Annotated in this window: 19 protein-coding genes; 3 read left to right on the top strand and 16 right to left on the bottom strand. The window is 58.1% G+C overall.

The genetic code is table 11. From position 1 onward, the window contains the following. Positions 1-80: 80 nt before the first annotated feature. The 8 genes from GWQ29_RS15700 to GWQ29_RS15665 form a co-directional block, all read right to left on the bottom strand. The gene (locus tag GWQ29_RS15700) at positions 81-2,555 is read right to left on the bottom strand and encodes a TonB-dependent receptor (RefSeq protein WP_275919800.1); all 2,475 of its coding nucleotides are present in this window, start codon (positions 2,553-2,555) and stop codon (positions 81-83) included. A 165-nt stretch (positions 2,556-2,720) separates the two neighbouring features. After that, positions 2,721-3,695, bottom strand: coding sequence for a siderophore ABC transporter substrate-binding protein (locus GWQ29_RS15695; protein WP_219598101.1), 975 nt, complete (start codon positions 3,693-3,695; stop codon positions 2,721-2,723). Beyond that, positions 3,692-4,474, bottom strand: coding sequence for an ATP-binding cassette domain-containing protein (locus GWQ29_RS15690; RefSeq protein ID WP_275919799.1), 783 nt, complete (start codon positions 4,472-4,474; stop codon positions 3,692-3,694). The genes GWQ29_RS15695 and GWQ29_RS15690 overlap by 4 nt, the downstream gene beginning before the upstream one ends. Further along, the gene (locus tag GWQ29_RS15685; protein WP_321167833.1) at positions 4,471-5,406 is read right to left on the bottom strand and encodes an iron chelate uptake ABC transporter family permease subunit; all 936 of its coding nucleotides are present in this window, start codon (positions 5,404-5,406) and stop codon (positions 4,471-4,473) included. Before GWQ29_RS15685 ends, GWQ29_RS15690 begins: the two co-directional genes overlap by 4 nt. 11 nt (positions 5,407-5,417) lie before the next feature. Beyond that, the gene (locus GWQ29_RS15680; protein WP_059112332.1) at positions 5,418-6,362 is read right to left on the bottom strand and encodes an iron chelate uptake ABC transporter family permease subunit; all 945 of its coding nucleotides are present in this window, start codon (positions 6,360-6,362) and stop codon (positions 5,418-5,420) included. Then, positions 6,359-8,128, bottom strand: a complete 1,770-nt coding sequence (locus GWQ29_RS15675) for an ABC transporter ATP-binding protein (RefSeq protein ID WP_275919798.1) — start codon at positions 8,126-8,128, stop codon at positions 6,359-6,361. The genes GWQ29_RS15680 and GWQ29_RS15675 overlap by 4 nt, the downstream gene beginning before the upstream one ends. Further along, positions 8,122-9,945 (bottom strand): ABC transporter ATP-binding protein, encoded by a 1,824-nt coding sequence (locus GWQ29_RS15670; RefSeq protein ID WP_275919797.1) that lies wholly within the window; start codon positions 9,943-9,945, stop codon positions 8,122-8,124. Before GWQ29_RS15670 ends, GWQ29_RS15675 begins: the two co-directional genes overlap by 7 nt. 133 nt (positions 9,946-10,078) lie before the next feature. Then, positions 10,079-10,597 (bottom strand): sigma-70 family RNA polymerase sigma factor, encoded by a 519-nt coding sequence (locus GWQ29_RS15665; protein WP_034524603.1) that lies wholly within the window; start codon positions 10,595-10,597, stop codon positions 10,079-10,081. A gap of 240 nt (positions 10,598-10,837) precedes the next feature. On the opposite strand from GWQ29_RS15665, the gene GWQ29_RS15660 reads away from it, so the two are divergent. Beyond that, complete coding sequence (locus GWQ29_RS15660; RefSeq protein WP_275919796.1) at positions 10,838-12,967, top strand: condensation domain-containing protein; 2,130 nt, start codon at positions 10,838-10,840, stop codon at positions 12,965-12,967. A gap of 45 nt (positions 12,968-13,012) precedes the next feature. Here GWQ29_RS15660 and basC read toward each other — a convergent pair whose 3' ends face one another. Together basC and GWQ29_RS15650 are read right to left on the bottom strand one after the other, a co-directional pair. Continuing rightward, positions 13,013-14,335: a putative histamine N-monooxygenase gene (basC, locus tag GWQ29_RS15655; protein ID WP_275919795.1), complete on the bottom strand. Its 1,323-nt coding sequence runs from the start codon at positions 14,333-14,335 to the stop codon at positions 13,013-13,015. 62 nt (positions 14,336-14,397) lie between these two features. Next, on the bottom strand, positions 14,398-18,759 hold the full coding sequence (locus GWQ29_RS15650; protein ID WP_275919794.1) for an amino acid adenylation domain-containing protein: 4,362 nt from the start codon (positions 18,757-18,759) through the stop codon (positions 14,398-14,400). 335 nt (positions 18,760-19,094) lie between these two features. Between GWQ29_RS15650 and GWQ29_RS15645 the strand changes: the two genes are divergently transcribed. Both GWQ29_RS15645 and GWQ29_RS15640 read left to right on the top strand, forming a co-directional pair. After that, positions 19,095-19,346 carry a phosphopantetheine-binding protein gene (locus GWQ29_RS15645; RefSeq protein ID WP_169047127.1) on the top strand — a complete coding sequence of 84 codons (252 nt, stop codon included), beginning with the start codon at positions 19,095-19,097 and terminating at the stop codon, positions 19,344-19,346. Between the two features lie 169 nt (positions 19,347-19,515). Next, positions 19,516-20,685, top strand: coding sequence for a histidine decarboxylase (locus GWQ29_RS15640; RefSeq protein ID WP_275919793.1), 1,170 nt, complete (start codon positions 19,516-19,518; stop codon positions 20,683-20,685). Between the two features lie 101 nt (positions 20,686-20,786). Here the strand turns inward: GWQ29_RS15640 and mnmE are convergent, their stop codons facing one another. The 6 genes from mnmE to GWQ29_RS15610 form a co-directional block, all read right to left on the bottom strand. Then, the gene (gene mnmE / locus GWQ29_RS15635) at positions 20,787-22,148 is read right to left on the bottom strand and encodes a tRNA uridine-5-carboxymethylaminomethyl(34) synthesis GTPase MnmE (protein WP_058395542.1); all 1,362 of its coding nucleotides are present in this window, start codon (positions 22,146-22,148) and stop codon (positions 20,787-20,789) included. Between the two features lie 87 nt (positions 22,149-22,235). Further along, positions 22,236-23,882 (bottom strand): membrane protein insertase YidC, encoded by a 1,647-nt coding sequence (gene yidC, locus GWQ29_RS15630; protein ID WP_017411499.1) that lies wholly within the window; start codon positions 23,880-23,882, stop codon positions 22,236-22,238. 5 nt (positions 23,883-23,887) lie between these two features. Continuing rightward, on the bottom strand, positions 23,888-24,136 hold the full coding sequence (yidD, locus tag GWQ29_RS15625; RefSeq protein ID WP_010635605.1) for a membrane protein insertion efficiency factor YidD: 249 nt from the start codon (positions 24,134-24,136) through the stop codon (positions 23,888-23,890). Then, complete coding sequence (rnpA, locus tag GWQ29_RS15620; protein ID WP_005319554.1) at positions 24,103-24,462, bottom strand: ribonuclease P protein component; 360 nt, start codon at positions 24,460-24,462, stop codon at positions 24,103-24,105. The genes yidD and rnpA overlap by 34 nt, the downstream gene beginning before the upstream one ends. Beyond that, positions 24,462-24,596, bottom strand: a complete 135-nt coding sequence (gene rpmH / locus GWQ29_RS15615; RefSeq protein ID WP_005307156.1) for a 50S ribosomal protein L34 — start codon at positions 24,594-24,596, stop codon at positions 24,462-24,464. The genes rnpA and rpmH overlap by 1 nt, the downstream gene beginning before the upstream one ends. Before the next feature lie 269 nt (positions 24,597-24,865). After that, positions 24,866-25,600 carry an amino acid ABC transporter ATP-binding protein gene (locus GWQ29_RS15610; protein ID WP_265462912.1) on the bottom strand — a complete coding sequence of 245 codons (735 nt, stop codon included), beginning with the start codon at positions 25,598-25,600 and terminating at the stop codon, positions 24,866-24,868. Positions 25,601-25,609 lie beyond the last annotated feature (9 nt).

Raw genomic sequence — 25,609 nt, 5'->3', positions numbered from 1 at the left:
CACAAAAAAGAGCCCGGGATAATCCCGGGCTCTTTTTTTCAGGGCTGGCGCCGACTCATGTGTCGAGGCAGACAGCCAACTCAGAATGCCAGTGAGGTGGACAGAAGGAAGGTTCGTGGAGAACCCAGCCCGCCGGACAGCCCGCTGCCGTCGCCACCGCTCCAGGAGCCGAGCCAGTAGGCATGATTGGTGAGGTTTTGCACCGAGGCTCGCACCGTCACCTCCTTGGTGGCAATCTTGGTGGTGTAGCGGGCCCCCAGGTCGAAGGTGGTGTAGGGGGAGAGCGACATGCGGTTGTCATCGGTGACATAGCGCTTGCCGACAAACTGGGTATTGCCGGTCAGCGTGAGCCCGGGCAGGGCGGCGAGGTCGTATTCCAGCCCCAGCTTGGCCATCACTTTGGGCACCCCGGTCGCCTGGTTGCCTTCATTGGCCTTGTTGAGGGCCTTGGTCAGTTCGGCCTGGGTATAGGAGGCTCCCCCCAGCAGGCGCAGTTCCGGAGTCAGCTCGCCAAACAGATCCCACTCAATCCCCCGGTTGCGCTGTTCACCGTAGACCCCATAGACATTGCTGACCGGATCCGTGTAGGCACTTGGTTTGGCTATCTGGAACAGGCTCAGTGTGTGGGCGAACTGACCCAGATCCAGCTTGGCGCCGACCTCATACTGCTTGGTCTGGTAGGGCTTCATGATTTCACCCGCATTGCTGGCCGTGGTGGGCGCCGTGCCCCCCTGGCCCAGCCCCTCTATGTAGTTGGTGTAGAGGGATAGGTCATCCCGTACCTTGACCAGGATGGCGGTGGCTGGCGAGAGCCGGCTCTCGTCATAGTGGGAGGTCTGCGCGCCGCTGGCACCATAGTTGGTGCTCTCCACCATCTGGTGTCTGGCGCCGACTGTCCACTGCAGGTCCCCGTCCAGGAAGGAGAGGGTGTCCACCAGGGCGACACTTTCCAGCTTGGCGTCGCTGCTGGACGTCACTGCGCCAAAACCGCTCTGATCGGGGGCCGAGCCAAAATCGAGGTGGTCATAGTTGGTGATTGTGTGGTTGGGATACATGCGATCCTTGAAGCTGAGCTCCGAGGTGTAGTGCGTGGCAGCCAGTGACCAGGCGTGATCGACAGGGCCCGTGCCGAGGTGGCCGCGCAGACCGGCTTCGCCCGAGCGTTGGGTGCCGTCCCGTTCGGAGCGAATGGCCATGGCATTGATGTCCCCCGCATTGTTGAGCAGGGTATTGCGGGTGATCAGGGCTCTGTATCCCCCCTCTCGCTGGCCCCACGCGGCAAAGGCCGTCAGCGAATCGGTCAGGTCGTACTCCCCCCGCAATACGGCTGCCCTGGTGTCATTGATGGTGTAGGCCCAGGGCGGAGCCAGTGAATAGTCACCTTTTTTGGCTGTGGGCAGTTGGGTGACAGTGCTGGCGATGGAGTAGATGCTGAAGTAGTTGACCCCATCCACCTCTTCATGTTGCCGATAGAGATCGAGGGAGGCGCGGGCCCGCTCGTTGCGCCAGTCAAAACCAATGGAAGTCAGCTCCATCTTGTGCTGCTGGTCATTGACCGGGGTGTCACCATCGCGGTAGACACCATTGAAGCGCACCCCCCACTGTTTTTCTTCCCCGAAACGGCGACCGAGATCCAGATGCACGCCGCCGAGCCCGTCTGATTCATAGGTGGCGGTCACCTTGGCCAGAGGATCCTTGCCAGCGCGTTTGGGCACTATGTTGATGCTGCCCCCCACGCTGCCGTCTGGCGGCATGCCGTTGAGCAACACGGACGGGCCCTTGAGCACGTCGACCCGCTCGGCCATCTCGGTCGAACTGCGCATGTTGGGCGCCATGCCGATCAAACCGTTGAAGGTCATGTCACTGGCCGTGGTGCTGAAGCCACGCATGTAGAAGGTCTCGAAGACGCTGCGTTTGCTTGGCACATAGATGGATGCATTGGTGGCACCGGCGAGGGAGCCGATATCCTGTGCCTGCTCGTTCTCTATGTACTCTTCTGTGTAGCTGACGGTGTTGAACGGGGTATCCATGAAGTGCTTATTGCCAAGCAATCCGACCCGACTGTCAGAGGCCACCTGGCCACCGGCATAGGTCTGACGCCCTTGCACCACCATGACCTCATCGGCACTGACCCCGGCTTGCCGGCGAACCTTGTAGCGTCCCTCTCCCGCAGGCTCGGCCACCAGATCGTGACCACTCAACAAGAGGGCCAGACCCTGGGGGGGACTGTATTGGCCTGCCAGCCCGGGGCTGGTCATCCCTTGCAGCGTTTTATCATCGAGATCCAGGCTGATACCTGTCTCGGACGAGAAGGTCTTGAGTGCCTGGGCCAGAGAGCCAGCCGGGATACTGAGGCTTTTTGTGGTCGTGACCGACAGCTCCGGGGATTGTGCCTGCGCCGATGGGGCCAGGCCGAGCAGCAGTGTGCCACTGACACCGGCCAGAATGGCCAGACGTGCGGCCACGCCCAGCTTGTTCAAGGAAAAGCGGGAAACGGTTTGTGCCAGAGGGGGATGGGCGAGCGCTGCAGGATGCAACAGATGGGGCTTTAACATTCAGGATTCCTTTCTATTCGAGGAGGTGATTGATTGTCTCCTTCTGTTTTCCGAACGAGACTTTACAACCCTCAAATAAAAATGAATATCATTTGTATCTTTGTGGCCCGGCAGCATAACGGCCAGTGATTCAGCCGCGACAGCCGGGCAAACAACGTGATCCTGTCAGCTGCGGTAGCCTGTCATCACTTCATCGGCAATGCGGGTCAGACAGGTCACGCTGGCCGTGCAGAGATACCAGGTTTCCGGGTCGACAAAGATGACCTTGCCACTTTTCCACGCCTTGGTCTGGCGCAGCAGGGGGTTATCCAGGCTCTGGGCATTGAGTGCCGCCCGCCGCTCCATCACGGCCGTCCTGTCGATCACATAGAGGATGTCCGGATCCGCCTGCTGGATGAACTCGTTGGAGATGGGCTGCCCATGGGTGCCTGTTTCCCTGTCAGGCCCCGCCGGCTGAACCCCAAGGGTATCGAAGATGAAGCCATACCGTGAGTGTGTGCCGAAGGAGGTAAAGGCGCCGTTATTGTGCAGCACTATCAAGGCCTTTTCCGGTCGGTTCCGGGTCACTTCACGTACCTGGGCTATCTTGTCGTCTATCTGCTGAACCTTTTCGCGCGCCAGTTCCTCTTTACCCAGTATCTTACCGAGGGTGAGCAGGTGAGCCTTGGCGGTTTCCAGTACATGCCCCTGGTGATTGGTCATGTCGATGTCGTAGTGCAGGGTCGGCGCTATCCGGCTCAGCTCCTGATAACTCTGGGCTTGCAGGGGGGAGATCAGGATGAGATCCGGCTTGAGTTTGTGCAGTCGCTCCAGGTTGGGTTGTATGGTGGTGCCCACATCCATGACGTTGGGATCGTCTTTGTATTTGCTGAGGAAGTGAGCAACATAGTCTTTGGCGATGCCCGCCACGGGGGCGCCCAGCTGATCCAGGGTATCCAGTTCACTCATGTCGAAGGCCACCACCCGCTCCGGGCGGTGGGTTATCCGGGTCGTACCCAGCTGGTGTTCGACAGTGACAATGGGATCGTTTGCCGAGGGTGTCTGTGCCGCCGATCCTGATGCGGCGTCATCACACCCCATCAGGCCAGCGGCCGCCACCAGCAATATTCCGTGTACTGCATGTGCCTTGTTCATCCTCATAGCGATTCTCCTGACAGGGATGGGTTGAAGTAGTTGCAGACGAAGCCGTTTTGACTCGGCAGTATCTCGAAGTCCAGTTCATAGAGGTCTTGCAGACAGGCACGGGTGACCACCTGGCCGACCGGGCCGCTGTGGGCGATGGCGCCTGCTTTCATCGCGACTATGTGGTCGGAATAGTTGGCGGCAAAGTTGATGTCGTGTACCACCAGAATGACGGTGCGGCCCTGTTCATCACAGAGGCGCCGTATGGCCTGCATGATGTTGACCGCATGCTTCATGTCCAGATTGTTGAGGGGTTCATCCAGCAACAAGCAGTCGGTCTGCTGGGCAATGGTCATGGCCAGAAACGCCATCTGTCGCTGACCGCCGCTGAGCTCATCCAGATAGGCCTTGCGCAGCGGCGCAAGGGCCAGAAAATCAATGGCGTCATCGATTGCCAGCCGGTCCTGGCGGGTGAGGGCTCCCTGGCTGTAGGGGAAGCGCCCGAAAGAGACCAGCTCGTCAACGGTCAGGCGCAGCCCGACGTCCGGTGACTGGCGCAGGGTCGCGACCCGTCTGGCATAGTCGCGGGTGGGGATCTGCTCGATATTGATCCCGTCCATCAGAATTCTGCCCCGGCTGACGGTGAGCAGCCGGGCAATCGACATCAGCAGCGTGCTCTTGCCTGCGCCATTGGGCCCGATCAGCGAGGTGACCTGGCCGGCGGGAAAGGCAAGGGTGACATCGCGCAGCACTGGCTTGTCACCGTAAGTCTTGTGAACATGCTCCAGGGTGATCATGGGGTGCCTTTCGTTTTGACCATGAGGGCGAGAAAGTAGGTGCCGCACACCAGGTTGATGAGGATGCTGACCGTGGTGCGGTAGTTGAACAGCTGCTCCACCAGAAACTGGGCGACGATAAAAATAGCGATGGCAATGGCGCAGCCCAGCGGCAGGGTGACCCTGTGGCGGAAGGTGCGTGCCAGCGCATAGGTGATATTGGCCACGAATACCCCCATGAAGGCCGTTGGGCCCACCAGGCTGGTGGATACGGCCACCAGCACGGCGATCAAGGCCAGTTGCAGCCGCACTGTGTGCCGGTAATCCACTCCCAGCGAGATTGCCTGGTCACGGCCCAGGGAGAGCACATCCAGCACTGCCAGCCGTCGGCGGGTCATGATGCCGACCAGGGTGATCAAGGCGGCGCCGAACAGCAGTTGTCCGGGCTGTACCCGGTTGAAGGTGGCGTAGCTGAAGCCTTGCAGGATAGAGAACTCACCCGGGCTGGTCTTGAGCTGGATGAACTGGGTAAAGGTGCCGAGCACCATGGTCAGTACCAGGCCCGCCAGCAGCAGCTGATAGAGGTTGGTCTGCCCCTCCCTGAACAGCCAGCGATGGACTATCCAGGAGTAGCCCAGCATGAACAGCAGTGACAGCAGCACGTTTTCCTGACGGTCCAGCAGGATCAGGCTCTGGCTGCCCAGCGTCAGTACCAGTAAGGCTTGCAGCAGCAGATAGACAGCCTCGTAGCCCATGATGGCGGGAGTCAGGAGCCGGTTGCCCGCCAGTGTCTGAAACGTCACAGCCGATAGCGCGATACAGATGCCCGCCAGCCCGATGGCGGCAAGACGCATCAACCTTTGGGGGATCACATAGTCGAAGTCCAGATCCGACCCCACCAGCAGAAACAGCAAGGCCAGCACTATCACCAGCGCCCAGATGCCATAAGGGATCAACAGGTGCTTCATGCGCGTCTCCACAGGATCATGGACAGGAACAGCACGCCCCCCACGCTGCCTGCGGTCAAGCCTATCGGCACCTCGAAGGGGTAGATCAGCAGGCGGCCGAGAATGTCGCACGCCAGCAGCAGCAGGGCGCCGCTCATGGCGACGATGGGCAGGGTTTTCTTCAGGTGCTCACCGTAATGCATGGCCACCAGGTTGGGGATGACCAGACCGACGAAGGGGATGGCCCCCACTGTGATGACGGTGGCGGCTACCGTGACTGCCACCAGCACCAATCCCAATGCCGCCGTTGCCGAATAGCGCAGTCCCAGGCTGGTGGCCGCCTCTTCCCCCATGCCCAGCACTGTGAAGCGATGGGCATAGAGATAAGTGAGCACTGTGATGGGCAGGATCAGGTAGATGATCTCGTAATTGCCTTCGACCACCTTGGAGAAATCCCCCAGCAGCCAGCCCTGTATGCTTTGCAATATGTTGTGCCGATAGGCATAGAACTCGGCGATGGCGCTGAGCACGCTGCCATACATGAGGCCAATCACGGGTATCAGCACAGTATTCTTGAACTGAATGCGCCGTATGATGGCGATGAACAGCAGGCTGGACAGAAAGCAAAACACCAGCGCCACCAGCATCCGCCCCGTGGTGCCGGTTGAGGGGAGCTGGGTCAGTGCAATCAGGATGCCGAGTTTGGCGGCATCCAGCCCACCCGAGGTGGCCGGTTCCACAAACTTGTTTTGCACTATCTGCTGCAATATGACCCCGGACACCGACAAGCCGGCCCCGGTGAGCAGGAGTGCCGCCAGTCGGGGCAACCGGCTGGCGGTAAGGGTCAGCCAGCTGTCGCCCGAGAAGGACCAGAGCGCCGCCAGGGATATCTGTTTGACCCCGACCAGCAGGGAGAGGCCACTGAGCAGGATCAAGAGGGTGGGCAGTACTGCTGGTCTCAAGAGGTGGCCTCGTCACGGACTGCGCGGGTGATGCGCCATCCCTTGGCGGCTTGCCGTTGTGCCAGGAAATGGGCATAGGGACCGGACTGGCGGCTGAGTTCGGCATGGGTGCCCTGTTCGCGTACCTTGCCCTCTTCCAGTACCAGTATCTGGTCTGCCATCTCGACCGTCGACAGCTGGTGGGCGATGACAATCAGGGTTCGTTTCCCTCGCAGACGCGCCAGCGCCTCGGCGATGGCGGCCTGGTTCTCCGCATCCAGGGCTGCCGTGGCCTCGTCGACCAGCAGTATGGGGGCATCCTTGATCAGGGCCCGGGCGATGGAGATACGTTGCCGCTCACCGCCAGAGAGGCGGGCACCTCCTTCACCCACCTGAGTTGCCAGACCCTGGGGCAGGCGCTCCAGGATCTCGCTCACCCCGGCTTGCCTTGCCGCGATCAACACCTCTTCATCGCTGGCATTCGGTTTGCCGATGCGGATGTTGTCGGCAATCGAGCCCTGGAACAGGTAGGCATCCTGGAAAATCTGGCTGATCTGGTTGGCCAGTACGTCGCCGGTTATCTCCCTGACATCCACGCCACCCACCTTGACTTCTCCCTGGCTGACATCGAAAAAGCGTGCAATCAGCCTCAGCAAGGTGGTTTTCCCCGAGCCGGATGCCCCGACCAGCGCCGTCATGCTGCCCGGTTCGACTCTCAGGCTGACGTCACTGAGCACGGAGGGTTGATTTGCGGCATACCGGAAGCTGACGTTGCACAGCTCGACCGAGGCATCGGTCGGGATGCGTGGTGAGTGCGGGGCCGACTGGGGAGCTTGCGCAAAGATGTCTCGCAAGGCATCCAGCTGTCCACGGACGCTGCGCAGGATATCGCTGTAACTGGCCACATCGAGCAAGGGATCGATGAAACGGTTTATCAGCACCAGGGCCATCAGGGCGGCAATCAGCCCCTCTTTGTCCACGCCAGCGCCTGCATTTCCCTGCAACCACAGGGTCGCGGCGATCAGCAGGGCGGCAAAGCCGGCTTGCACCGCCCAGAGATTGAGTCCGGATGAGAGGGCAGTGAGCTGGATAAGTTTTTTGGCAGATTGCTGTTGCTGCGAGATGGCCTGCTCGAGGAAGCGGGTACCGCCGCGCTCGCCATTGAAGGCTCGCAGCACGGATTGTGCCTGCGCGAATTCGACCATGCGCTGGCTGGTGGAGGCGGCATTGCGGTGGAACTTCAGGTCAGCCGCTTGATTGAGGCGGCCAGTGAACCAGAACACCCCCACCATGAGCGGCAGGGCGACCAGCGCCACCAGCCCCAGGGTCAGGTTGATGGCAAACAGAGCCGCCAGCACTACCAGGGGTATGAGGGAGCCGGTCAGCAGCGGGGTAAACACATGGGCCGGGAGCTGGGCGATTTCCATCATCCCCTGTGATGCCGCGTGATTGAGCCGGGCTGTGTTGGCAGGGGTAAACCAGCCGATGGGCAGGCTGCCGACGTGCTCGCCCAGCTGATGGCGACCCGTCTGGAGGACGGCAATGCCGACCGCTATCCCCGCCTTTTCCACCTTGCGCCTGAGGTACCAGCAGAGCACCACCCCCAGCAGCTGGACGAACAGCCAGCTGGCTGCGCTGTTCACCTCTCCCTGCAACAAGTGCCTGAGCACAGGGATCAGGGTGACTATGGTGAGGCCGCAACAGAGGCTGTAGATCACTGCCAGCCAGCCATAGCGACGCAATATTGCAGTGTCATCGTCCAGCAGACGAACAAAGGTCTTCAGCATTGGGGGACCGCCTCTTCATGCTCAGGGGATTGTCTTTTCTCTACGGGAATGGCCTTGTCATAGCGGCCCTGGGCCCACAAGCGGGCATAACGGCCATTGAGTGCCAACAGTTCGTCGTGCCTGCCCTGTTCGCAGAGGGTACCGTTGTCGATCACCAGGATTTGATCGGCGTTCATGACGGTGTCGAGTCTGTGTGCGATGACGACCAGGGTTCGGCCATGAGCAAAGGCAGAGAGTGCCTGTTGCAGCTTCACCTCGTTGTCGGCATCGGCCGCCGCCGTGGCTTCGTCAAGCACCAGCACCGGCGGGTCGAGCAGCAGGGCGCGGGCTATGCTCACCCGTTGCAGTTCCCCACCGGAGAGCTGCGCATCCTCTCCGACCACTGAGTCGTATCCATGCGGCAGCGCCAGAATACGATCGTGGACATTGGCGAGCCGTGCGACGGCTTCAACCTCTGCCCGGGTGGCGTTCGGACGACCCAGCGCTATGTTGTCGTGCAGACTGGCGTGAATGAGGCGTACATCCTGCAAGACAAAGCCGATGTGTCGATAGAGCCGGGCACTGTCCATTTGTCTGAGATCGACCCCGCCAAGGGTGATCCTCCCAGCATCCGGATCGAAGAAGCGAAGCAGCAGGCGTGCCAGTGTGGATTTCCCCGAACCGGATACCCCGACAATGGCAGTGACGGTGCCAGTCTGCAGAGTGAAGTTGATGTCGGTCAGCACCTGTACCTGATCGTCATAGCCGTAGCTCAGTTGCTCGACCCGGATCTCCCCGTTTGCAGGCTGCTGGGAGTCGGTTGCAGCAGTGGTGTCCAGCACGGGAGTCTGCAGCAAGGCATGCACCCGCTGGGCAGCGCCGGTCGCATTGTTCAGGTCATGGGTGAGGTAGCTCAATAGCAGCAGGGGGGCGCAAAGCCCTGGGGCCACCAGCACGAATGGCAGCACATCGGCTGGCGCTATCCAGCCGGCACTGACCAGCACGACGCCCCCGGCCAGCACGACACCGAGCACGGAGGCTGGCGCCATGATGGCGTTGGCATTGGCCATGGCGCTGACCAGGGGGCGGGTAAACGCCTTGAAGGCATCGGCAAAGGCATCGATGGCTTCGCGGTAGCTGCTGTGGAGCTTGCCCTGAACACCGAATGCCTTCACTACCGGAATGCCGCTGACAAACTCGACCACGGCGTTGTTGATCCGCGCCATGCCGGCACCGAACTGCTGCATGTTGGCGGCGCTGGCGCTGTGCGCCCTGGCGGAGAACAGGAAGAAGAGGGGAAAGGGCAGCAGCGAGATGATGGCCATGCGCCAGTCCATGAAGAACAGGTAGGCAATCGAGATGGCAACGGCACCGGCGCTACGTCCCATGGTCGTGAAGAAATGGGCCGTCAGGCTGTGCAGTGTGCCTATGTCATCTTGCATCGCCTGTTTCACTTCACCCGATGCCCGGGCCGTGAACCAGCCCAGCGGCACTCTGGCCAGGCGGCGGGTCAGCGCCTGGCGCAGATAGCCAGTGATGCGGTTGTCGGCGAGGTGAGCGACCAGATCGCCCGCGGAAATGAGCGTCATGCCCAGAAACAGACTCGCCAGGCTGGCACCGACAATCAGCCAGAGTTTTTCAAGCTCCCACCCAGCACCCTCCTGGTCGAGCACCAGCTGTGCAATCCGGGTGATACCCGCCAGGGGAACCAGTGTCAGCATGGAACCAACGGCGGCGAGCAGGGCGGCAGCCAGCAGCCGGCCTCGGATAGGTGAAAGGACTCGGGCAATCGGACCCGCGGCTTTGGAATCAAGGATGAACTCGTCGTCTACCTTCATGAATACTTCTCCACTGTGGGGTGATGGCGGCCATGTCCCACCGTCTCGTTTGCATTGGGCTGACACGTCTCTTGTGGTTTTCCGAACGGGCGGATAAAAACCTCAAATGAATCTTTTTAAGACCAAAGAAAGTTCAGCGTCCCGCGTCTGATTCGCACTGGTGACAGGTCTGCAGGCCAAGGGCTATGTACTTCTCAACGGAAGAGACCGAGACCTGCAGTTCGGTTGCTATGTCCTGGTAGCCCATACCATTGAGTCTCGACAGCAGCAGAGCCTGGCGGATCTTGGGTGGCTTGCGCTGCAACGCCATATCGACCGCGCCCAGAGCTTCGCGCATCAGTGCACGGGTCTCTTCGGAAGGTTCCCTGAGTGCAGGTTGCTGGGTTTGGCGTTCGAGATAGCGGGCTTCCAGACTGCGCCGGCGATAGAGATCGATCAGTTTGCCTTTGGCTATTTGCATCAAATAACGGCGCGATTCGCTGGCCGCGGGAATATGGCCCTTATTGATGAGGTGGAGGTAAATATCGTGAGCCAAATCCGCTGCATCGTACGAATTTCCCAGCTTGCGGCGGAGCAGGCGACAGAGCCATCCATGATTGTCCCGATATAACGTCTGCCACTGTTCCTGCAAGGAGCAAGCATCCCTCTCCACGGCTCTTTTCTCCCGAATACAGTGTTTTTCTTTTTGATAATGAAAATCTATATGATAATCATTTACAAGATATCCTGTTCGTAGATATCAAGCAATGCTCTTCACTGACTCTGACAGCAGGGGAGCTATCTCAGTGGTTTTTGACAGAAAAACCGGCATAACCCAATGGTCATTATTCACAATTCAGCAAGGAGGCCACTCTTGCCACTATGTTACTCCGAGGTATTGCCAGAAATACCTGTGAGCACTCATGAAGAAAATATCTGGTTGTTGCAACAACAGCATCCGGAGCAAGTCATCAAGCACCTGGAAGTCTGGCGGCTGGATGACAATGTCGATATTTCATTGCTCACTCTGACAATTCAGTCATTAATAACGGCCTTGCCGGATTTGAATTCCCGCTATCTCTTCAGTGATGAAGGAGACCTTTATAAATACAGGGTTGATGGCTGGTATCCTTGTCTGGAATTTATCCGGTTGTCTTCTGGGGACCTCGATGCCACCCTTGGCGCCCTTCATGCGTCGCCCTGGGATTCTGCCTGCCAGCCGCCGTTCAAGGCATTCATTATCCATGTAGAACAGTGTGTTATGTTCGCAGTGATGTCTCATCCCATACTGGGGGAGGCGTGTTGTCTGGGCGAGCTGGTGTCCAGATTGCGTGATGAGTACGGCGCCCTTGCTCCGCATCTGCCTTCTCTGGAAATGACAAAGCTATCGATAAACTCAGGCGTGTTAGCACCTGAAATTACCAATAACCAGACGGAACACACGGAAAGGGACAAGCTGGCACTTATTTTACTTGATGAGTTTCGTATTGCTTTATCCAGCCCTGACATGACGCTTAATGATGACTTCTTTGATTTTGGCGGCCACTCATTGCTGGCTACGCGCATTATTGGCAAGTTACAGAATCGTCATGGTATTGAGTGCCGTTTCAATGATTTTTTTGAGTCGCCTTCTGCGGCTGCCCTCGCTAAAAAAGCAGTATTGAATAGCCCGCCTCAGCAAATACCTTCACTTGTTGTTGAAAATACCAGCCAGCAGGCACCACTCGCGCTGGCACAAGCGTCATTGTGGCGAGCCTATGCTGCCCATGATTTTGGCACTATCTTCAATCTGCCCTTTGCGCTGGATTTTATTGATGAAGTTGATGAAACGGTTTTTTTGCAGGCATTTACAGACCTGATAAAACGCCACCCCAGTTTGCGAACGACTTTCCATGTGCAAGACGGTCAGGTATTCCAGCGTATTATTCCCGTTGAACATCTGGGCCAATATAGGTGGTTCTGGCACAGCGCTGAAAGCGGAGGTGTCTCCCTGGCCAGTGAGGCGACCTATCAATTCGATCTCTCCCGTGAGCTGCCAATCCGTATCCGTTTCATTCTGGATGTGGCGACTGGCCGTCAGCACCTCTCATTCCTGGTTCATCACATGGTGGTGGATGAGTGGTCCATCAACCTCATGATGGAGGATCTCGCCAGCGCTTATCTTGCCCGTGCGGCAGATCAGGCGCCGGTATGGGCCACGCCAGCGCTCGATTTTCACGGATTTGTACGGCAGCAGGCAGAGCAGGGCATCAATCCCCGGCACCTGGCGTACTGGACCCGGATGTTGCAAGGTGCTGCCGACGAGCGGCGAAAGCAGCGGCTATGTGCTCCGTCCGAGGGCCAGGGTTCTATCGCGGCGCAGTGGCTGGAGCTCAAGCTCGAGCAGGGGAGTCTCGACAGTTTGTATGCCTTCGCCAGAGGCCATGACTCTTCGCTCTTCAATCTGGTGTACACGGCGATTGCCGTATCCCTGCACAAGCTGGATGGCCTGAACGAGATCGTCATAGGGACCTCGGCATCCGGGCGTACCGATCCGGCATTCTTTGATACGGTGGGTTACTTCACCACCATGGTGGCGCACAGGGTCGAGTTCGATGAGCAGGAGTCTTTCGGCAGTCTGTTGAGGACGGTTACGCATACCATCAATGACTCCATGTCCTACGCAGACATCCCGCTGGAGCAGATCCAGCAAGGACTTGGCATGACGGCGGCAGAGGGTCTCCTGTTCGATGTCTATGTCCAGATTCACGCCAAGAATGCCTTGAACGGGCGCTTGCCAACCCCTGTCGGTGAGGGGATCCGCTACCGACAGATTGATCCTGACAAAACGGAGTCCATGTTCGGGTTGCAGTTCGAGATCATGGAGGATGTGCTGGAAGGGGAGCGCAGATTGCGGCTGGTGATCACTTATAGCGCCGAACGCTACAGCAGGGATTGGGTCGAGGCCCTTTGCGTTGTGCTGAACCGGCTGTTCGGACTGATGACAAGTACCGGTACGAGTGCATGTCGACTGGCTGATCTGGCACTGCAAAAGGAGGCATAAACAGCATTTTGCCCCCTGTCAGCCGACAGGGGGCAGAACCCAGGGCTAGGAGGTGGGTAGCCCATAGTGCTGGAAGGTGGAGGTTCGGGGCAGGCGATACTGCTCCCGACCAAGCAACTGATTGATGATATGTGCATTGCGGTTGGGGCCTATGCCCAGATCCGGTGAGCCCACCCCATGCTGAAATATTTCGGCATTCTGAACAAAGATCCGCCCCTGTCCTCTGTCGCAACGACGGGTCGTGAAATCTGGCTGGACTATGCAATCCCCCTGCTCATCAACGGCCAGGACTGTGCCTTTGAGCCGTTCAAACCACGCAGGCCATGCATGGGCATAACCGGTTGCGGCGACGATGGCATCGGTCTCCAGTGTGCAGTGCTGATCCAGCTGGGTGTGATGGCAGCTCATGCGCAGGGCACCCTGGCCATCCAGTTCCTCCACTCCTTCGATGGTGCAATGTGAGTAGAGCACCAGGCCTGGCGTCTCTCCGCCGATGGATCTCTCATAGAGCAGATCAAAAATCTCGCCAATGGTCGAGAAGCTGATGCCTTTGTAGAGCAACCCTTGCTCCGCCACTATTTCCCGGCGCCGCTCTCTGGGCAGCGTGTGGAAGTAGTGCATGTAGGCGGGGGTGAAGCACTCCTGTCCCAGCTTCGAATATTCCATGGGGTGAAAACCGGCCGCCCGGGTGATCCACTGAATGGAGGCTCCGGCCCGGACCTGCTGCGGGGTCAAGGCGCTAAAGAGCGCCAATACGCATTCGGCGGCACTCTGTCCCGATCCAATGACGGTCACCCGCTTGCATTGCGAGAGCTGCTCCCTGGCATGCATGAACCGGGCTGAATGCATGACGAGAGGATGTTGGCATTCCCGAGCCCAGTCGGGCAACCAGGGGGGGGTGCCTATGCCGATAACCAGATCGCGGCTGCTGTAGCGCTGTACGCTTCCGGTTGCGGATGTGCTGTCGATGAGAAACCTCTCCCTGGAGTCGTCATAGCGGACATCGATGACCTCTTCGCCAAAGTGACAGCTCGTTAGCTGCTGCGCGGCCCAGCGGCAGTAGTGGTCATATTCCCGTCTCGGGATCAGGAAGTGATCGTAGTAATAGAAGGGGTAAAGTCGATCCTGCTGGTGCAGGTAGTTGAGATAACTCAGGGGGTGGGTCGGGTCGGCCAGTGTCACCAGATCGGCCAGGAAGGGCACTTGCAGTGTGGTGCCCGGCAGCAGCAACCCCTCATGCCAGCGAAACGCGGGTTTGCGCTCGAGAAATACCCCCGTCACCTCACTGTGACGGGAGAGCAGGGCTGCCAGCCCAAGATTGAAGGGCCCGATGCCAATACCGGTCAGGTCAACGCTTGTGATATCCATAAAAAACTCCGAGGGAATGACAATGAACCCCGGGGAGTGCGCTCTCCCCGAGGCTTGATAGGTCAGGAACCGGGGGACCTGAGCAGGGCTTCCACATCCGCTGCATTGCGGCAGCGCAGCAGTTGTCCCGGTGACAGGGCTCTGGAGAAGTGCTCACCCAGGCGTGCCGAGATGACCTTGAGGTGTTGGGGACGCAGCCCCAGGCTGGTGAAGTCGAGCTGACTGCTCATCCCTTCATTCCGGACCTGTCCCAGCACCTCCAGATAGATATCGAGCACGGCGCCGCCATCCGTCGCACCAGCATCCGCCGTGGCTTGTGGTGCCGATCCCCCCTTGTCTGATGAGGTCAGCGTGCTGCGTGCTGCGCGCCGATCCGGCTTGCCATTTTGTGTCAGCGGCAGGCTGTCGACCTGGATAAAGCGCGTCGGCACATGGGAGGCTGGCAGGTGTTGCTTGGCATGCTCGCGTAACGAGGTGATGGAGACAGTTTCCCCATGCTTGCCCACATACAGGACCCCGATACAGAGTTCCCCCTGCAGCTCGGCGCCGTAGTCCACCACCAGTACATGGGCAATGGCCGGGTGTTTGATGAGCTCGATTTCGATATCAGGCAATGAGACGCGCACGCCACGCACCTTGATGTAGCCGTTCACGCGGCTGTCGAACATCAGGGTGCCGTCAGCCCGATAACGGCCCCGATCGCCGGTACGAAACGCCCTTGTCTCCTCACCGGAGCCTGACGCAAGGGTGACAAAGTCCTGCTGTGTCAGCTCGCCATCTTCCAGATAGCCGAGCGCCAGATTCACCCCTGCGGTATGGATGCGACCGGCAACCCCGGTCGGGCAGTGTTCCCCTCTTTCATTGAGCAACCAGTAGCCGTTGCCCGGCAAGGGCGTACCGTACGGTATCTTGTCCTGATCCCTGGCGTCGATCTGGTGCCAGATACTCCAGATGGTGGTTTCAGTCGGCCCTCCCAGTGACGTCAGGCGGGCCGACGGCAGCCGCTTGCGAAGTTCGGCTATGATGCCGGGTTTGATGTAATCCCCCCCTTGCGCGATCAGCCGCAGGCTCGCCAGCCCCGTTGCCTGACTGCAGGAGAGCAACATCTCGAGCATGGCCGGCACAGAGCACCAGAGGGTGACGCCATGCTGCTCCACCAGCTGATTCCAGCGCACCGCATCTTTTTCCGCCCCCGTTTCCGGCTGCACCAGAGTGGCGCCAGCGCTCAGGCAACCGAACACGTCGAAGACCGACATGTCGTGGTGCAGCGGTGTGACCGAGATGAACACATCGTCAGGGGTGACCTGCCATGCCTTGAGCGTGCTGCCGATGACATTCGCCGTGGCTCTGTTGCTGAGCACCACGCATTTGGGCTTGCCAGTCGTCCCCGAGGTGTAGAGGTAGTAGGCCGGCGCCAGGTGTTGGGAGCGCCCGACCCAGGGGGGACCGCTGACATTGTCGTGGGGAGACGCCAGCAGCGCCGCTGGTGTGACAGTGGGGTAGTCAGACTCGAGCCCGTCTGCACAGATGATCAGGTCTGGTCGGCAGTTCTCCAGCAAGTAGTGCAGCCTCTCGGTGGGGGAGCAGCTGTCTATCGGTACCCAGACCACGCCGCTCAGGGCGCAGGCCAGGGTAGCCATGGTGTGCTCCGGGCTGCGGGGCAGACAGATGGCGACGACCTTGCCTGCCGTGATCCCCTCTCTTTCGAACGCCCCCATGATCCGCAAGACGCTGTCGCCGAGAGTGCGATAGCTGATGCGGCGATCCCCCTGTATCAGGGCAATTTTGTCATTGCCGGCATCGAAAAGATGCGCCGCGATGCGCTCGAGGAAGGGGTCCGTGTCTGCCCCTGTCTCGTCACTGTTATGGCGATAGTGGCCCGTATCAATGATGGCGCTGGCATCAATATCAAACAGGCCGGAGGTGACGATATGGCGGCTTGCCTTGTCCAGTGCCGTGAGGATATCGCACACCAGGTCGCTCTCTATTGCCTCCCGGGCATAGTCGATATCCAGTACCAGGGCGCCATCCGCGCGGCTCGAAAAGCGAATGTCCATCGCCACCTGCGGGGTCTGGGTCAGCCCGGCACACAGGGTCATGGTGCTGCTGCCGGTGGCTGTTGGCCAGGAGAGTCCATTGGTGATGACAATGGGCAGCACCGGGCCTGTACCCCGGGTTTCAAACAGCTGACGGGCAATATCCACCCCGGAGAAGGCCAGATGCTGCAACCCTTCCATCACGTCGTTTTGCAGCTGGTTTGCCCTGTCTACCAAGGTGTCCCTGGCACCACACCACTTGACGGCAATGAAGCTGGATCGGTTGGCAAGCGGGCCCGAGGGCAAGGGGGCGACCGGAATGGCGACACACAGATCCCCCTCGTCGAGCCAGCGGGACAGCACATCCAGGATCAGGGCCATGATGGTGGTGTTTTTGAAAAAGTGCTGTCGGGAGCCCAGTTTGCAAAGCTGGGTGAAGAGGTCAGGGGGGATGATCAGGCTCTGTCGCTCGTAACGGGCGGTAGGGATCTGATCCAGTGATTGTTTCCATGGCAGCCGGGGGGCCCCGTCCAGCCCGGCGAGTTTATGCGTCCAATACTGGGCATCAGCCTTGCGCAGCTCAGGGCTCACGGGGGCGTCCTGAGCCGCCGTGATGGAGAGCATGTCGGGCTGATGACCCTCGAACAACTCCAGCATCAGTGCCGCGATCGAGCGCCCGTCGAGGATGAGCGCATCGAAGCGAGCGAAAACAACATGCTGGTCATCCGGCAAATGGAACAGGGTCAAGTTCCAGGGGGCATGATCGAGGCTGAAGAGTGCGTGGGTATAGTGGTTGCGATGCAGCTCGAGCCGTTCTTGCGCCGTGCTGGCAGAGAGGTGGCGCAGGTCGATCTCCTCAAGGTTGAGCCTCTCCTCGTCACTGACGTACTGGATTACTCTCTCGGGATCGACAAGGGTGCGCAAACTCTCGTGGCGTTTGACCATGGTGTGCAGTCGCTGCCGCAGCGTGGCCGGATCCAGTCGCCCGCAGTATTCCCGAAACTCCTGCATGGCGACTCCCCCGAGTGGGAACTGGGTGGTGCGACCCAGCAGATAGGCTTGCTGCAATGGTGTCAGAGGTGTTCCCATCGGCGTCAGCGCTTGGTCAAGGGTGGCTGGATTGGTGGCCACTGTGCGAACCTGAGTGACGAAATCGTTGAACAACCGGGTGATCCAGGCTTGCGGCAGTGCATCCAGGCGAATGTCCCAGTTGATCAATATGCCGCCATCAATACGGACAACTTGAGCATCCAGCGCGACCTGAGGTCCCTGGGAGATGACCCAGTTCATGGAGCCAAACACGCGGTGAACCCGTTCGGAAAACAGTTCGCCGCCATCCAGATCCAGCGCTGCCGTGAACACCACAGGGGCTAGCTGGGCAGCACCATGGTGGCGGGAGAGATCGCGCATCAGGCTGACACCTGAGTAGCTGCCGTGACTGAGTCGTTCGGCCATCTGGCTTGCCAGTTGATGGCAGAGCCCTGCGAGGGTATTGGCAGAGGTCATGTCGACATCAAGGATGGTCAGATTGGCGAACTCCCCGACGATTTGTTCTGTCCCCTCAATCACGGGTTGGCGCCAGAAGAAGGGCAGATTGAGACGAAATCTCTTGTCGCCCGTGGCCATGCCGAGCTGGTGGGCAAACAGCCCCAACATCAGGCTGGAAAGCGTCATTCGTCTGTGTCGGGCCAACTGGATCAGGGTTTGACGCTCTTCGGGGGAGAGCCATGCACTGAGGCGGTGGCTATCGGGGGATGAAGCAGCATGTGCTGGCGCTGGCAGCGAGGGGGCCGGCGCTATCTGTGACAGCCTGCTGCGCCACCAGGATCTGTCAGCCATTCTGGCTGCTTGCTGCACGGGATCCTGATTGATTGCATCGCACCAGTCGAAGAAGGCTGGAGGGGTTTGCCGTGGCGAGTCCGGGCATTCATAGAACAGCGCCAGGTCTTCCATCAGCACGCGGAAGCTGGAGGGATCGACCGCTATCATGTCGGTATCTATATGCAGCCTGCATGCATCCTCCCCCAGAAGTGATACCGAGAAACGAGCAGCTTGCCCCCGGGCCAGGTCAAGGCGTTGATGTGTCCACTCCTGGCGCTTGCGCCTCAGTGCTTCCACCCGTTCTGCATCACCCAGCGTCTTGAAGTCATCAACCTCAAGGCGTTCTGATGGTGCCATTTCAGCCACTGTCTGCATGCCGTCAGGGGTTATCTGAAGTCGCAGCATGGGGTGTGCTCGATACACATGTTCAAGGGCGCGGCCCAAGCGTTGCAGGTCGAGGGCATGGCAATCGAACTCGGCGTAAAGATGCGCAGAAACCTCACCCAGTGCTGAGTGATTGCCTCGGCCAATCCAGCAAGCCGCCTGCATGGAAGTCAGTTCTCTCATATCTCGCTCGTAATGTTGACAAGGCCATTCATTTGGTTCTTTATATATTTACCAATGAGAATGGTTTTCATTTCAAGTTTATTTTATTGAGTCAACCTGTATGGGGGGGAAGCAAGATAGTCTGCAACGGATCTACTGCGGAATGGTTTAAGGTGTGCGCTGAAATGCGGGGCAAGTATTTTCCAACTCCATTATCCTGGGCGAAAAATTGTCATGACAAATAGCAGGCTTATATCCCTGTTCAATGTGTGGAGGCGTTAGGCCCATAGTTATGATGTGGATATTTGAGCCTGCTGTTATTTACAATGACATCAACAATATGAGGCTGGTTTCACATGACCAATCCAGAAATGATTAGCCATCAATGGCTACAAGAGCGCGTACAGCAACTTATTGAAGACAATGACACAGAGCTGGATCAGGAAGAGAGCCTTATTTTATATGGGCTAGACTCTTTGCGAGTGATGCGATTTGCTGCTGAACTTAAAGAACGCAACATCCATGTCAGTTTTGAAGAGCTGATAAAATCACCAACATTGGCTAGCTGGCGGGAGTTGATTGCCAATCGACAAGCCATTGCAAGATAACCGTAAATTATAGTTTTGACAGCAAGAGTCCGCGTGATGGCTTTTTACTTTTATTAATGGTTGTTTCACCGCCATCCCTTACGATTAATCATCGGCAACTTGATAAATCAAGGTGCGGATTGCCAAACTACACCACCAAATGTGCAGGCATGCCTGCATAGCGCTAGCCATGGGTATGATAATGGGTTTGTCATCAGAAGATGCCGGGAAAATAGAGTCGTTTTGGCGGTATTGTGTGCAGCATCAATATTTCAATATCGGTTATCCAGAGGCGGCTGACTTTGACTACTCCGCTTTAAACCGTTTTCTAAACTTCTCTATCAATAACTGTGGTGATTGGAGCCAGCAGAGCAACTACCTTCTCAACTCCTTTGATTTTGAAAGAGAGGTGATGCAATTCTTTGCAACCCTGTTCTGCATTCCTTTTGAGCAAAGTTGGGGTTATGTGACCAACGGTGGTACTGAGGGGAATATGTTCGGATGCTATCTGGCCCGCGAGTTATTTCCTGAGGCAACATTATATTACTCAAAAGATACACATTATTCGGTTGCAAAGATCATCCGACTATTGAGAGTAAAGTCATGTATGGTCGATTCACTGCCTAATGGCGAGATGGATTATGATGACCTGATCAATCGAATTCGACTGGATGGAGAGCGTCACCCTATTATATTTGCCAACATAGGGACGACGATGACAGGGGCGACAGATAATATTGCCACCATTCAAAGACGCTTGAAAAAAATAGGAATCACCAAGGGGGACTATTACCTGCATGCCGATGCTGCATTGAGTGGCATGATCTTGCCCTTCATCGACAACCCTCAACCTTTCTCTTTCGCCGATGGCGTCGACTCGATAAGTGTATCGGGTCATAAAATGATCGGTTCTCCCATTCCCTGCGGGATTGTCCTGGCCAGACGCAAGCATGTCGAGCATGTCTCGGTTGAAATAGATTATATCTCGGCATGTGACCAGACAATCAGTGGCTCGCGCAATGGCTACACCCCGCTACTGTTATGGATGGCAATAAAAAGCCGATCGTTTTCAGACTGGCGTCAGCGAACGCAGCACTGTCTTGATATGGCCCAATCTGTCATCGAGCGTTTTCACGCCAAAGGTATTCATGCCTGGCGCAATCCAAATTCGATCACTGTGGTTTTCCCAAAGCCTGCTGACCATATATGGAAAAAGCACTGTCTGGCCACATCAGGAAAAATATCACATATCATCACCATGCCTCATCACACCGGGAAGGAAACCCTGGACAGGGTGATCAATGACATTGCTCTGGATAGAGAACCTGGTCGCGGTTTGGCGCATGCGTTGACTGTCTGATAGCACCAGAGTCGACGGCCTTGCCATGATGGACACGGTTGCAGGGCGAGAGCCAGCTCTCGCCCTGTTTGCTTGCGTTACTCTGGCTGCTTCTTGCTAGATTACTTGCCGATGCAGAAGCTGGAGAAGATGCGACCGAGCAGATCGTCGGAGCTGAACTCGCCGGTGATCTCGGACAGAGACTCTTGCGCCAGACGCAGCTCTTCGGCCACCAGTTCACCGGCGACATAGATTTCCAGCTGATCTTTGGCCACCAGCAACCGATCGGCGGCGCGTTCCAGCGCATCCAGGTGGCGGCGGCGAGCCATGAAGCCCCCCTCAGTGTTGCCCTGGAAGCCCATGCAGGCTTTCAGGTGCTCGCGCAGGGCGGGCAGCCCCAGCTCTGTCTTGGCGGAGATGCGGTAGACGGCGTGGCCCAGTTCCTGGCTTGGAGCCAGATCCTCCCCGGTCAGGTCTGCCTTGTTGCGTACCACCGTGAGGCCGATGTTTTTTGGCAACCGATCAACAAATTCCGGCCAGATTTCCCGCGGGTCGATCGCATCGGTCGTTGTGCCATCCACCATAAAGAGCACACGGTCGGCTTGCTCTATCTCGGCCCAGGCACGCTCGATGCCGATCTGCTCTACCTTGTCCAGGGTATCGCGCAGGCCGGCGGTATCTATGATGTGCAGCGGCATGCCATCCAGGTGGATGTGCTCGCGCAGCACGTCGCGGGTGGTGCCGGCAATCTCGGTGACGATGGCTGACTCGCGTCCGGCCAGGGCGTTGAGCAGGCTCGATTTGCCTGCGTTGGGACGACCGGCGATCACCACCTTCATCCCTTCCCGCAGCAGGGCCCCCTGTTTGGCTTCACTGCGCACGCCGTCCAGCTCAGCCATGATGGCGTAGAGATCGCCTGCCACCTTGCCGTCGGAGAGAAAGTCGATCTCCTCGTCCGGGAAGTCGATGGCGGCTTCCACATAGATGCGCAGCCGGATCAGGCTCTCCACCAGTTGCTGGATTTTGCTGGAGAACTGCCCCTGCAGGGAGTGCATGGCGCTGCGGGCGGCCTGCTCGCTGGAGGCTTCAATCAGATCGGCGATGGCTTCGGCCTGGGCCAGATCCAGTTTGTCGTTCATGAAGGCGCGTTCGCTGAACTCGCCGGGACGGGCAGGGCGCAGCCCTTTTATCTGCAGGATACGGCGCACCAGCATGTCCATGATGACGGGGCCACCGTGACCTTGCAGCTCCAGCACATCTTCGCCGGTGAAGCTGTTGGGGGCCTTGAACAGCAAAGCTATGCCCTGATCCAGCGGTTGGCCTTGCTCATCCTTGAACGGCAGATATTCGGCATAACGGACCCGGGGAAGCTTGCCGAGCACTATCTCGGCGACCTGTTCGGCGGCGGGGCCTGAGACCCGGACTATGCCAACGCCGCCACGGCCGGGCGCGGTGGCCTGGGCCACGATCGTATCTGTTGTCATCTTGCTTGGCTCGTATGTTCGGTAATTGGGGACATTGTAATAAAAAAGGCGGCCCTAAGGCCGCCTCTTTTGTCATCAGGGGGAAGATCAGGTGCGGGTATGCAGCCCTTTCTTCTCCAGCTGACGATAGATGATGGTCTGCTGGGTAATGGAGATGACGTTGCTCACCAACCAGTACAGGGTCAGGCCAGCCGGGAACCAGAGGAACATGAAAGTGAAGATGATCGGCATGAACTGCATCACTTTCTGCTGCATCGGGTCGGTAATGGTGGTCGGACTCATCTTCTGCAGATACCACATGGAAGCACCCATGAGGATTGGCAGTACGAAGAAGGGGTCCTTCACTGACAGGTCGGTGATCCACAGCGCGAACGGTGCGTGACGCAGCTCAACGGATTCCATCAGTGCCCAGTACAGAGCGATGAAGATAGGCATCTGGACCAGGATAGGCAGACAGCCACCCAGCGGGTTGACCTTCTCCTTCTTGTACAGCTCCATCATGCCCTGGGACATCTTCTGGCGATCGTCACCGAAGCGTTCCTTGAGCGCGGCCAGCTTGGGCTGGAGCATGCGCATCTTGGCCATGGAGGTGTACTGGGCCTTGGTCAGCGGGAACATGATACCGCGCACCAGCAGGGTCAGCATTATGATGGCCACACCCCAGTTATGCACAAAGCCCTGGAACACGGTCAGCAACCAGTGCAGCGGTTGGGCGATGAACCACAGCCAGCCGTAGTCGACGGTCAGGTCGAGGTGGTTTGCCACCTTGGCCATCTGGTCTTGCAGCTTGGGACCCACCCACAGCTTGCTGGTCACTTCGGCCTGCTGGCCGGCAGCCACGTCTACCAGCGGCGCCTTGTAGCCAATGATGGCCTGGTCTTTACCAGGGATCACGCGGCTGTAGAAGCTGTTGGTATCGTCGGCATTCGGTGCCCAGGCAGAGACGAAGTAGTGTTGCAGCATGGCGACCCAACCACCCTTGGTGGTCTTGTTCAGGTCGGCATCCTTCATCTCGTCGAAGGTGTACTTCTTGTAGCGACTCTCTTCACTGGAGAAGGCGCCACCACGGTAAGCACTGGCTACCATGGCGTGACCTTCCTGATCCTTGGGTGTGGTCACGGTCTGCTTCAGCTGACCGTAGAACTGCACCTGGACCGGCTCGGCAGATTTGTTGTCGATCTTGTAATCGACGCCAATTGCATAGTCACCGCGCTTGAGCACGAACTCTTTGGTGAAGACCACACCCTTGCTGTCGGTCCAGGTCATCGGAACGACGACTTGATCCTGACCATCGGCCAGCTGGTAGCTGGTCTGGGCGGCTTCATAGGTGGGACGACCCTGGGCCTGGCTGTCAGGACCATCGCGACCCACCAGGCCGCTTTGGGCGACATAGAGGCGGTCAGGTTGACTGGTCAGCAGGACGAAGGATTGATCCTTGCCCTCTTCCAGCTTGTGGGCCAGCAGCTCGGCAGAAACAATGTCACCGCCCTGGGTATCCAGGGTCAGCTTGAGCACGTCGGAGGAGACGGTGATCAGCTTGCGTGCGGCGTTTGCGTTGGCTTGCTCGGAAACCTGAGGAATATCACCGGTCTGACCGGCTTCAGGTACGAAATGTTCGGTTTGGGCCACGGTAGTCGGGGCCGGCTTCGGAGCCTTGTCGGACTCCCACTGTTGCCAGAGCAGAAAGCTCACGAACAGCAAACCGATCAGGATAAGATTGCGTTGTGATTCCATAGTCTTCAGTTTCTTCGCTTTGGTTGCGGAACCGGGTCATAACCACCCTCGGATAAGGGATGGCATTTTAATAGACGTTTGCTGGCTAACCAAACGCCTTTTATGAAACCGTGAAGTCGGATGGCTTCTATCGCAAATTGGGAACAAGTTGGCGTGAAACGGCAGCGCGGCCCCAGCAGGGGACTAATGATTAGCTGATACAGGCGTATCAGTTTGACAGCTACCCATTGCAACGGCGTGACAGAGTGCGCCATAGCTTTTCCAGTAACTTGAACAGCTCCTCGTTATCCATCTCTTTGACGCCGCCCTTGGCGATCACGACTATGTCGATAGCGGGCAGGCTGGCTTGATTGAGACGGAAGCTTTCCCGGACCACTCGTTTGACACGATTACGCCAGACGGCACGCTTGAGTGCTTTTTTGGGCACAGCGAGGCCAAGACGGGGATGTTCGAGAGTATTGGGACAGGCGAGAAGAGTAATTTGCGGAGAAGCGGCCCGGACAGGCTCGGCGAAAACGCGTTTGAAGTGTTCGGGAGTTAACAGACGTAACTCCCGAGAGAAGGTGTGCGGCGTTGGCATTAAACTACCAGACGGGCACGACCCTTGGCACGACGAGCGGCCAGAACTTTACGACCGTTGGCAGTTGCCATGCGGGCGCGGAAACCGTGAGAGCGCTTGCGCTTCAGGTTGGACGGTTGAAAAGTACGTTTCATGATTCGATTCCGTATTTCTGTACAGTTTTGATTGTCACACTTAGCCGACGCGCCAGCTATAGCGTGTGACGACTAGCAAAAGAGGCCGAATTCTAAACAGAGTTCGGCTTTTAGTCAATCCGCCGTTCCCTCTCATCTTGCCCTGACTCATCAACAAGCAGGAGAAGCTGACAGGATCCGGAGGATCAAGGGCTCCGGATTATACTGGCAACCCGGGGTTAAACAAGGATCCTCCAATAAAAAAGGCGGCCAGGCCGCCAAAGAGAGAGCTATTTAAGTACTTTTCGCAAGAACTCCCGGGTGCGGGGATCCTTGGGATCGACCAATATCTGATCCGGCGGGCCCTGTTCCACGATCCGGCCCCCCTCCATGAAGATCACCCGATCGGCAACATCACGAGCAAATTCAATCTCATGGGTCACCACCACCATGGTCTGGTGCTGGCGTGCCAGCTTCTTCATCAGCCCAAGTACCTCGTCGACCCACTCGGGGTCGAGGGCCGAGGTGGGCTCATCGAACAGAATGACCTTGGAGTGAGCCGCCATGGCGCGGCCGATGCCGACCCGTTGCTGCTGACCGCCGGAGAGAGACGCCGGGTAGGCATCCTGCTTGTCGGCAAGCCCTATGTCCTTGAGGATGCCGAGGGCTGTGGCACGAGCCTCAGCCTTCGGCTGCTTCCAGACGGTGATCAGCCCTTCGGCTATGTTGTCGAGCGCCGTCTTGTTGGCGAACAGGGCGTAGTTCTGGAACACGAAGGAGGCGCGCTTGCGCAGCTCTATGGCCTGCTGCTCGCTGGCATTTGCCAGATCCAACTGCAGATCATCGATGGCAAGGGTGCCTGCATCCGGTGTCTCAAGCAGATTCAGGCAGCGCAGCAGCGTCGACTTGCCGGTACCGGAGGGGCCGATAATGACCACTATCTCCCCCTTCCTGACCTCCAGATCTATGCTGTTGAGCACCTTGTTGCCGTGAAATGCCTTGGAGAGGCCTGTTAATTTGATCATCGCAGACTT

It is taken from the genome of Aeromonas sp. 2HA2, assembly GCF_029237345.1.
Taxonomy (GTDB): Bacteria; Pseudomonadota; Gammaproteobacteria; order Enterobacterales; family Aeromonadaceae; genus Aeromonas; species Aeromonas salmonicida.
Note: the sequence above shows the minus strand (reverse complement) of the source record. Positions and strands in the feature narration are given on the sequence as shown.

What these genes read in the sequence shown, in the direction of transcription:
- GWQ29_RS15700 (WP_275919800.1), bottom strand. Translation starts at nt 2,555, where the DNA reads ATGTTAAAGCCCCATCTGTTGCATCCTGCAGCGCTCGCCCATCCCCCT.
- rpmH (WP_005307156.1), bottom strand. Translation starts at nt 24,596, where the DNA reads ATGAAACGTACTTTTCAACCGTCCAACCTGAAGCGCAAGCGCTCTCAC.
- rnpA (WP_005319554.1), bottom strand. Translation starts at nt 24,462, where the DNA reads ATGCCAACGCCGCACACCTTCTCTCGGGAGTTACGTCTGTTAACTCCC.
- GWQ29_RS15650 (WP_275919794.1), bottom strand. Translation starts at nt 18,759, where the DNA reads ATGAGAGAACTGACTTCCATGCAGGCGGCTTGCTGGATTGGCCGAGGC.
- GWQ29_RS15695 (WP_219598101.1), bottom strand. Translation starts at nt 3,695, where the DNA reads ATGAGGATGAACAAGGCACATGCAGTACACGGAATATTGCTGGTGGCG.
- GWQ29_RS15610 (WP_265462912.1), bottom strand. Translation starts at nt 25,600, where the DNA reads ATGATCAAATTAACAGGCCTCTCCAAGGCATTTCACGGCAACAAGGTG.
- mnmE (WP_058395542.1), bottom strand. Translation starts at nt 22,148, where the DNA reads ATGACAACAGATACGATCGTGGCCCAGGCCACCGCGCCCGGCCGTGGC.
- yidD (WP_010635605.1), bottom strand. Translation starts at nt 24,136, where the DNA reads ATGGCGCACTCTGTCACGCCGTTGCAATGGGTAGCTGTCAAACTGATA.
- GWQ29_RS15675 (WP_275919798.1), bottom strand. Translation starts at nt 8,128, where the DNA reads ATGCTGAAGACCTTTGTTCGTCTGCTGGACGATGACACTGCAATATTG.
- GWQ29_RS15645 (WP_169047127.1), top strand. Translation starts at nt 19,095, where the DNA reads ATGACCAATCCAGAAATGATTAGCCATCAATGGCTACAAGAGCGCGTA.
- GWQ29_RS15640 (WP_275919793.1), top strand. Translation starts at nt 19,516, where the DNA reads ATGGGTATGATAATGGGTTTGTCATCAGAAGATGCCGGGAAAATAGAG.
- GWQ29_RS15690 (WP_275919799.1), bottom strand. Translation starts at nt 4,474, where the DNA reads ATGATCACCCTGGAGCATGTTCACAAGACTTACGGTGACAAGCCAGTG.
- basC (WP_275919795.1), bottom strand. Translation starts at nt 14,335, where the DNA reads ATGGATATCACAAGCGTTGACCTGACCGGTATTGGCATCGGGCCCTTC.
- GWQ29_RS15670 (WP_275919797.1), bottom strand. Translation starts at nt 9,945, where the DNA reads ATGAAGGTAGACGACGAGTTCATCCTTGATTCCAAAGCCGCGGGTCCG.
- yidC (WP_017411499.1), bottom strand. Translation starts at nt 23,882, where the DNA reads ATGGAATCACAACGCAATCTTATCCTGATCGGTTTGCTGTTCGTGAGC.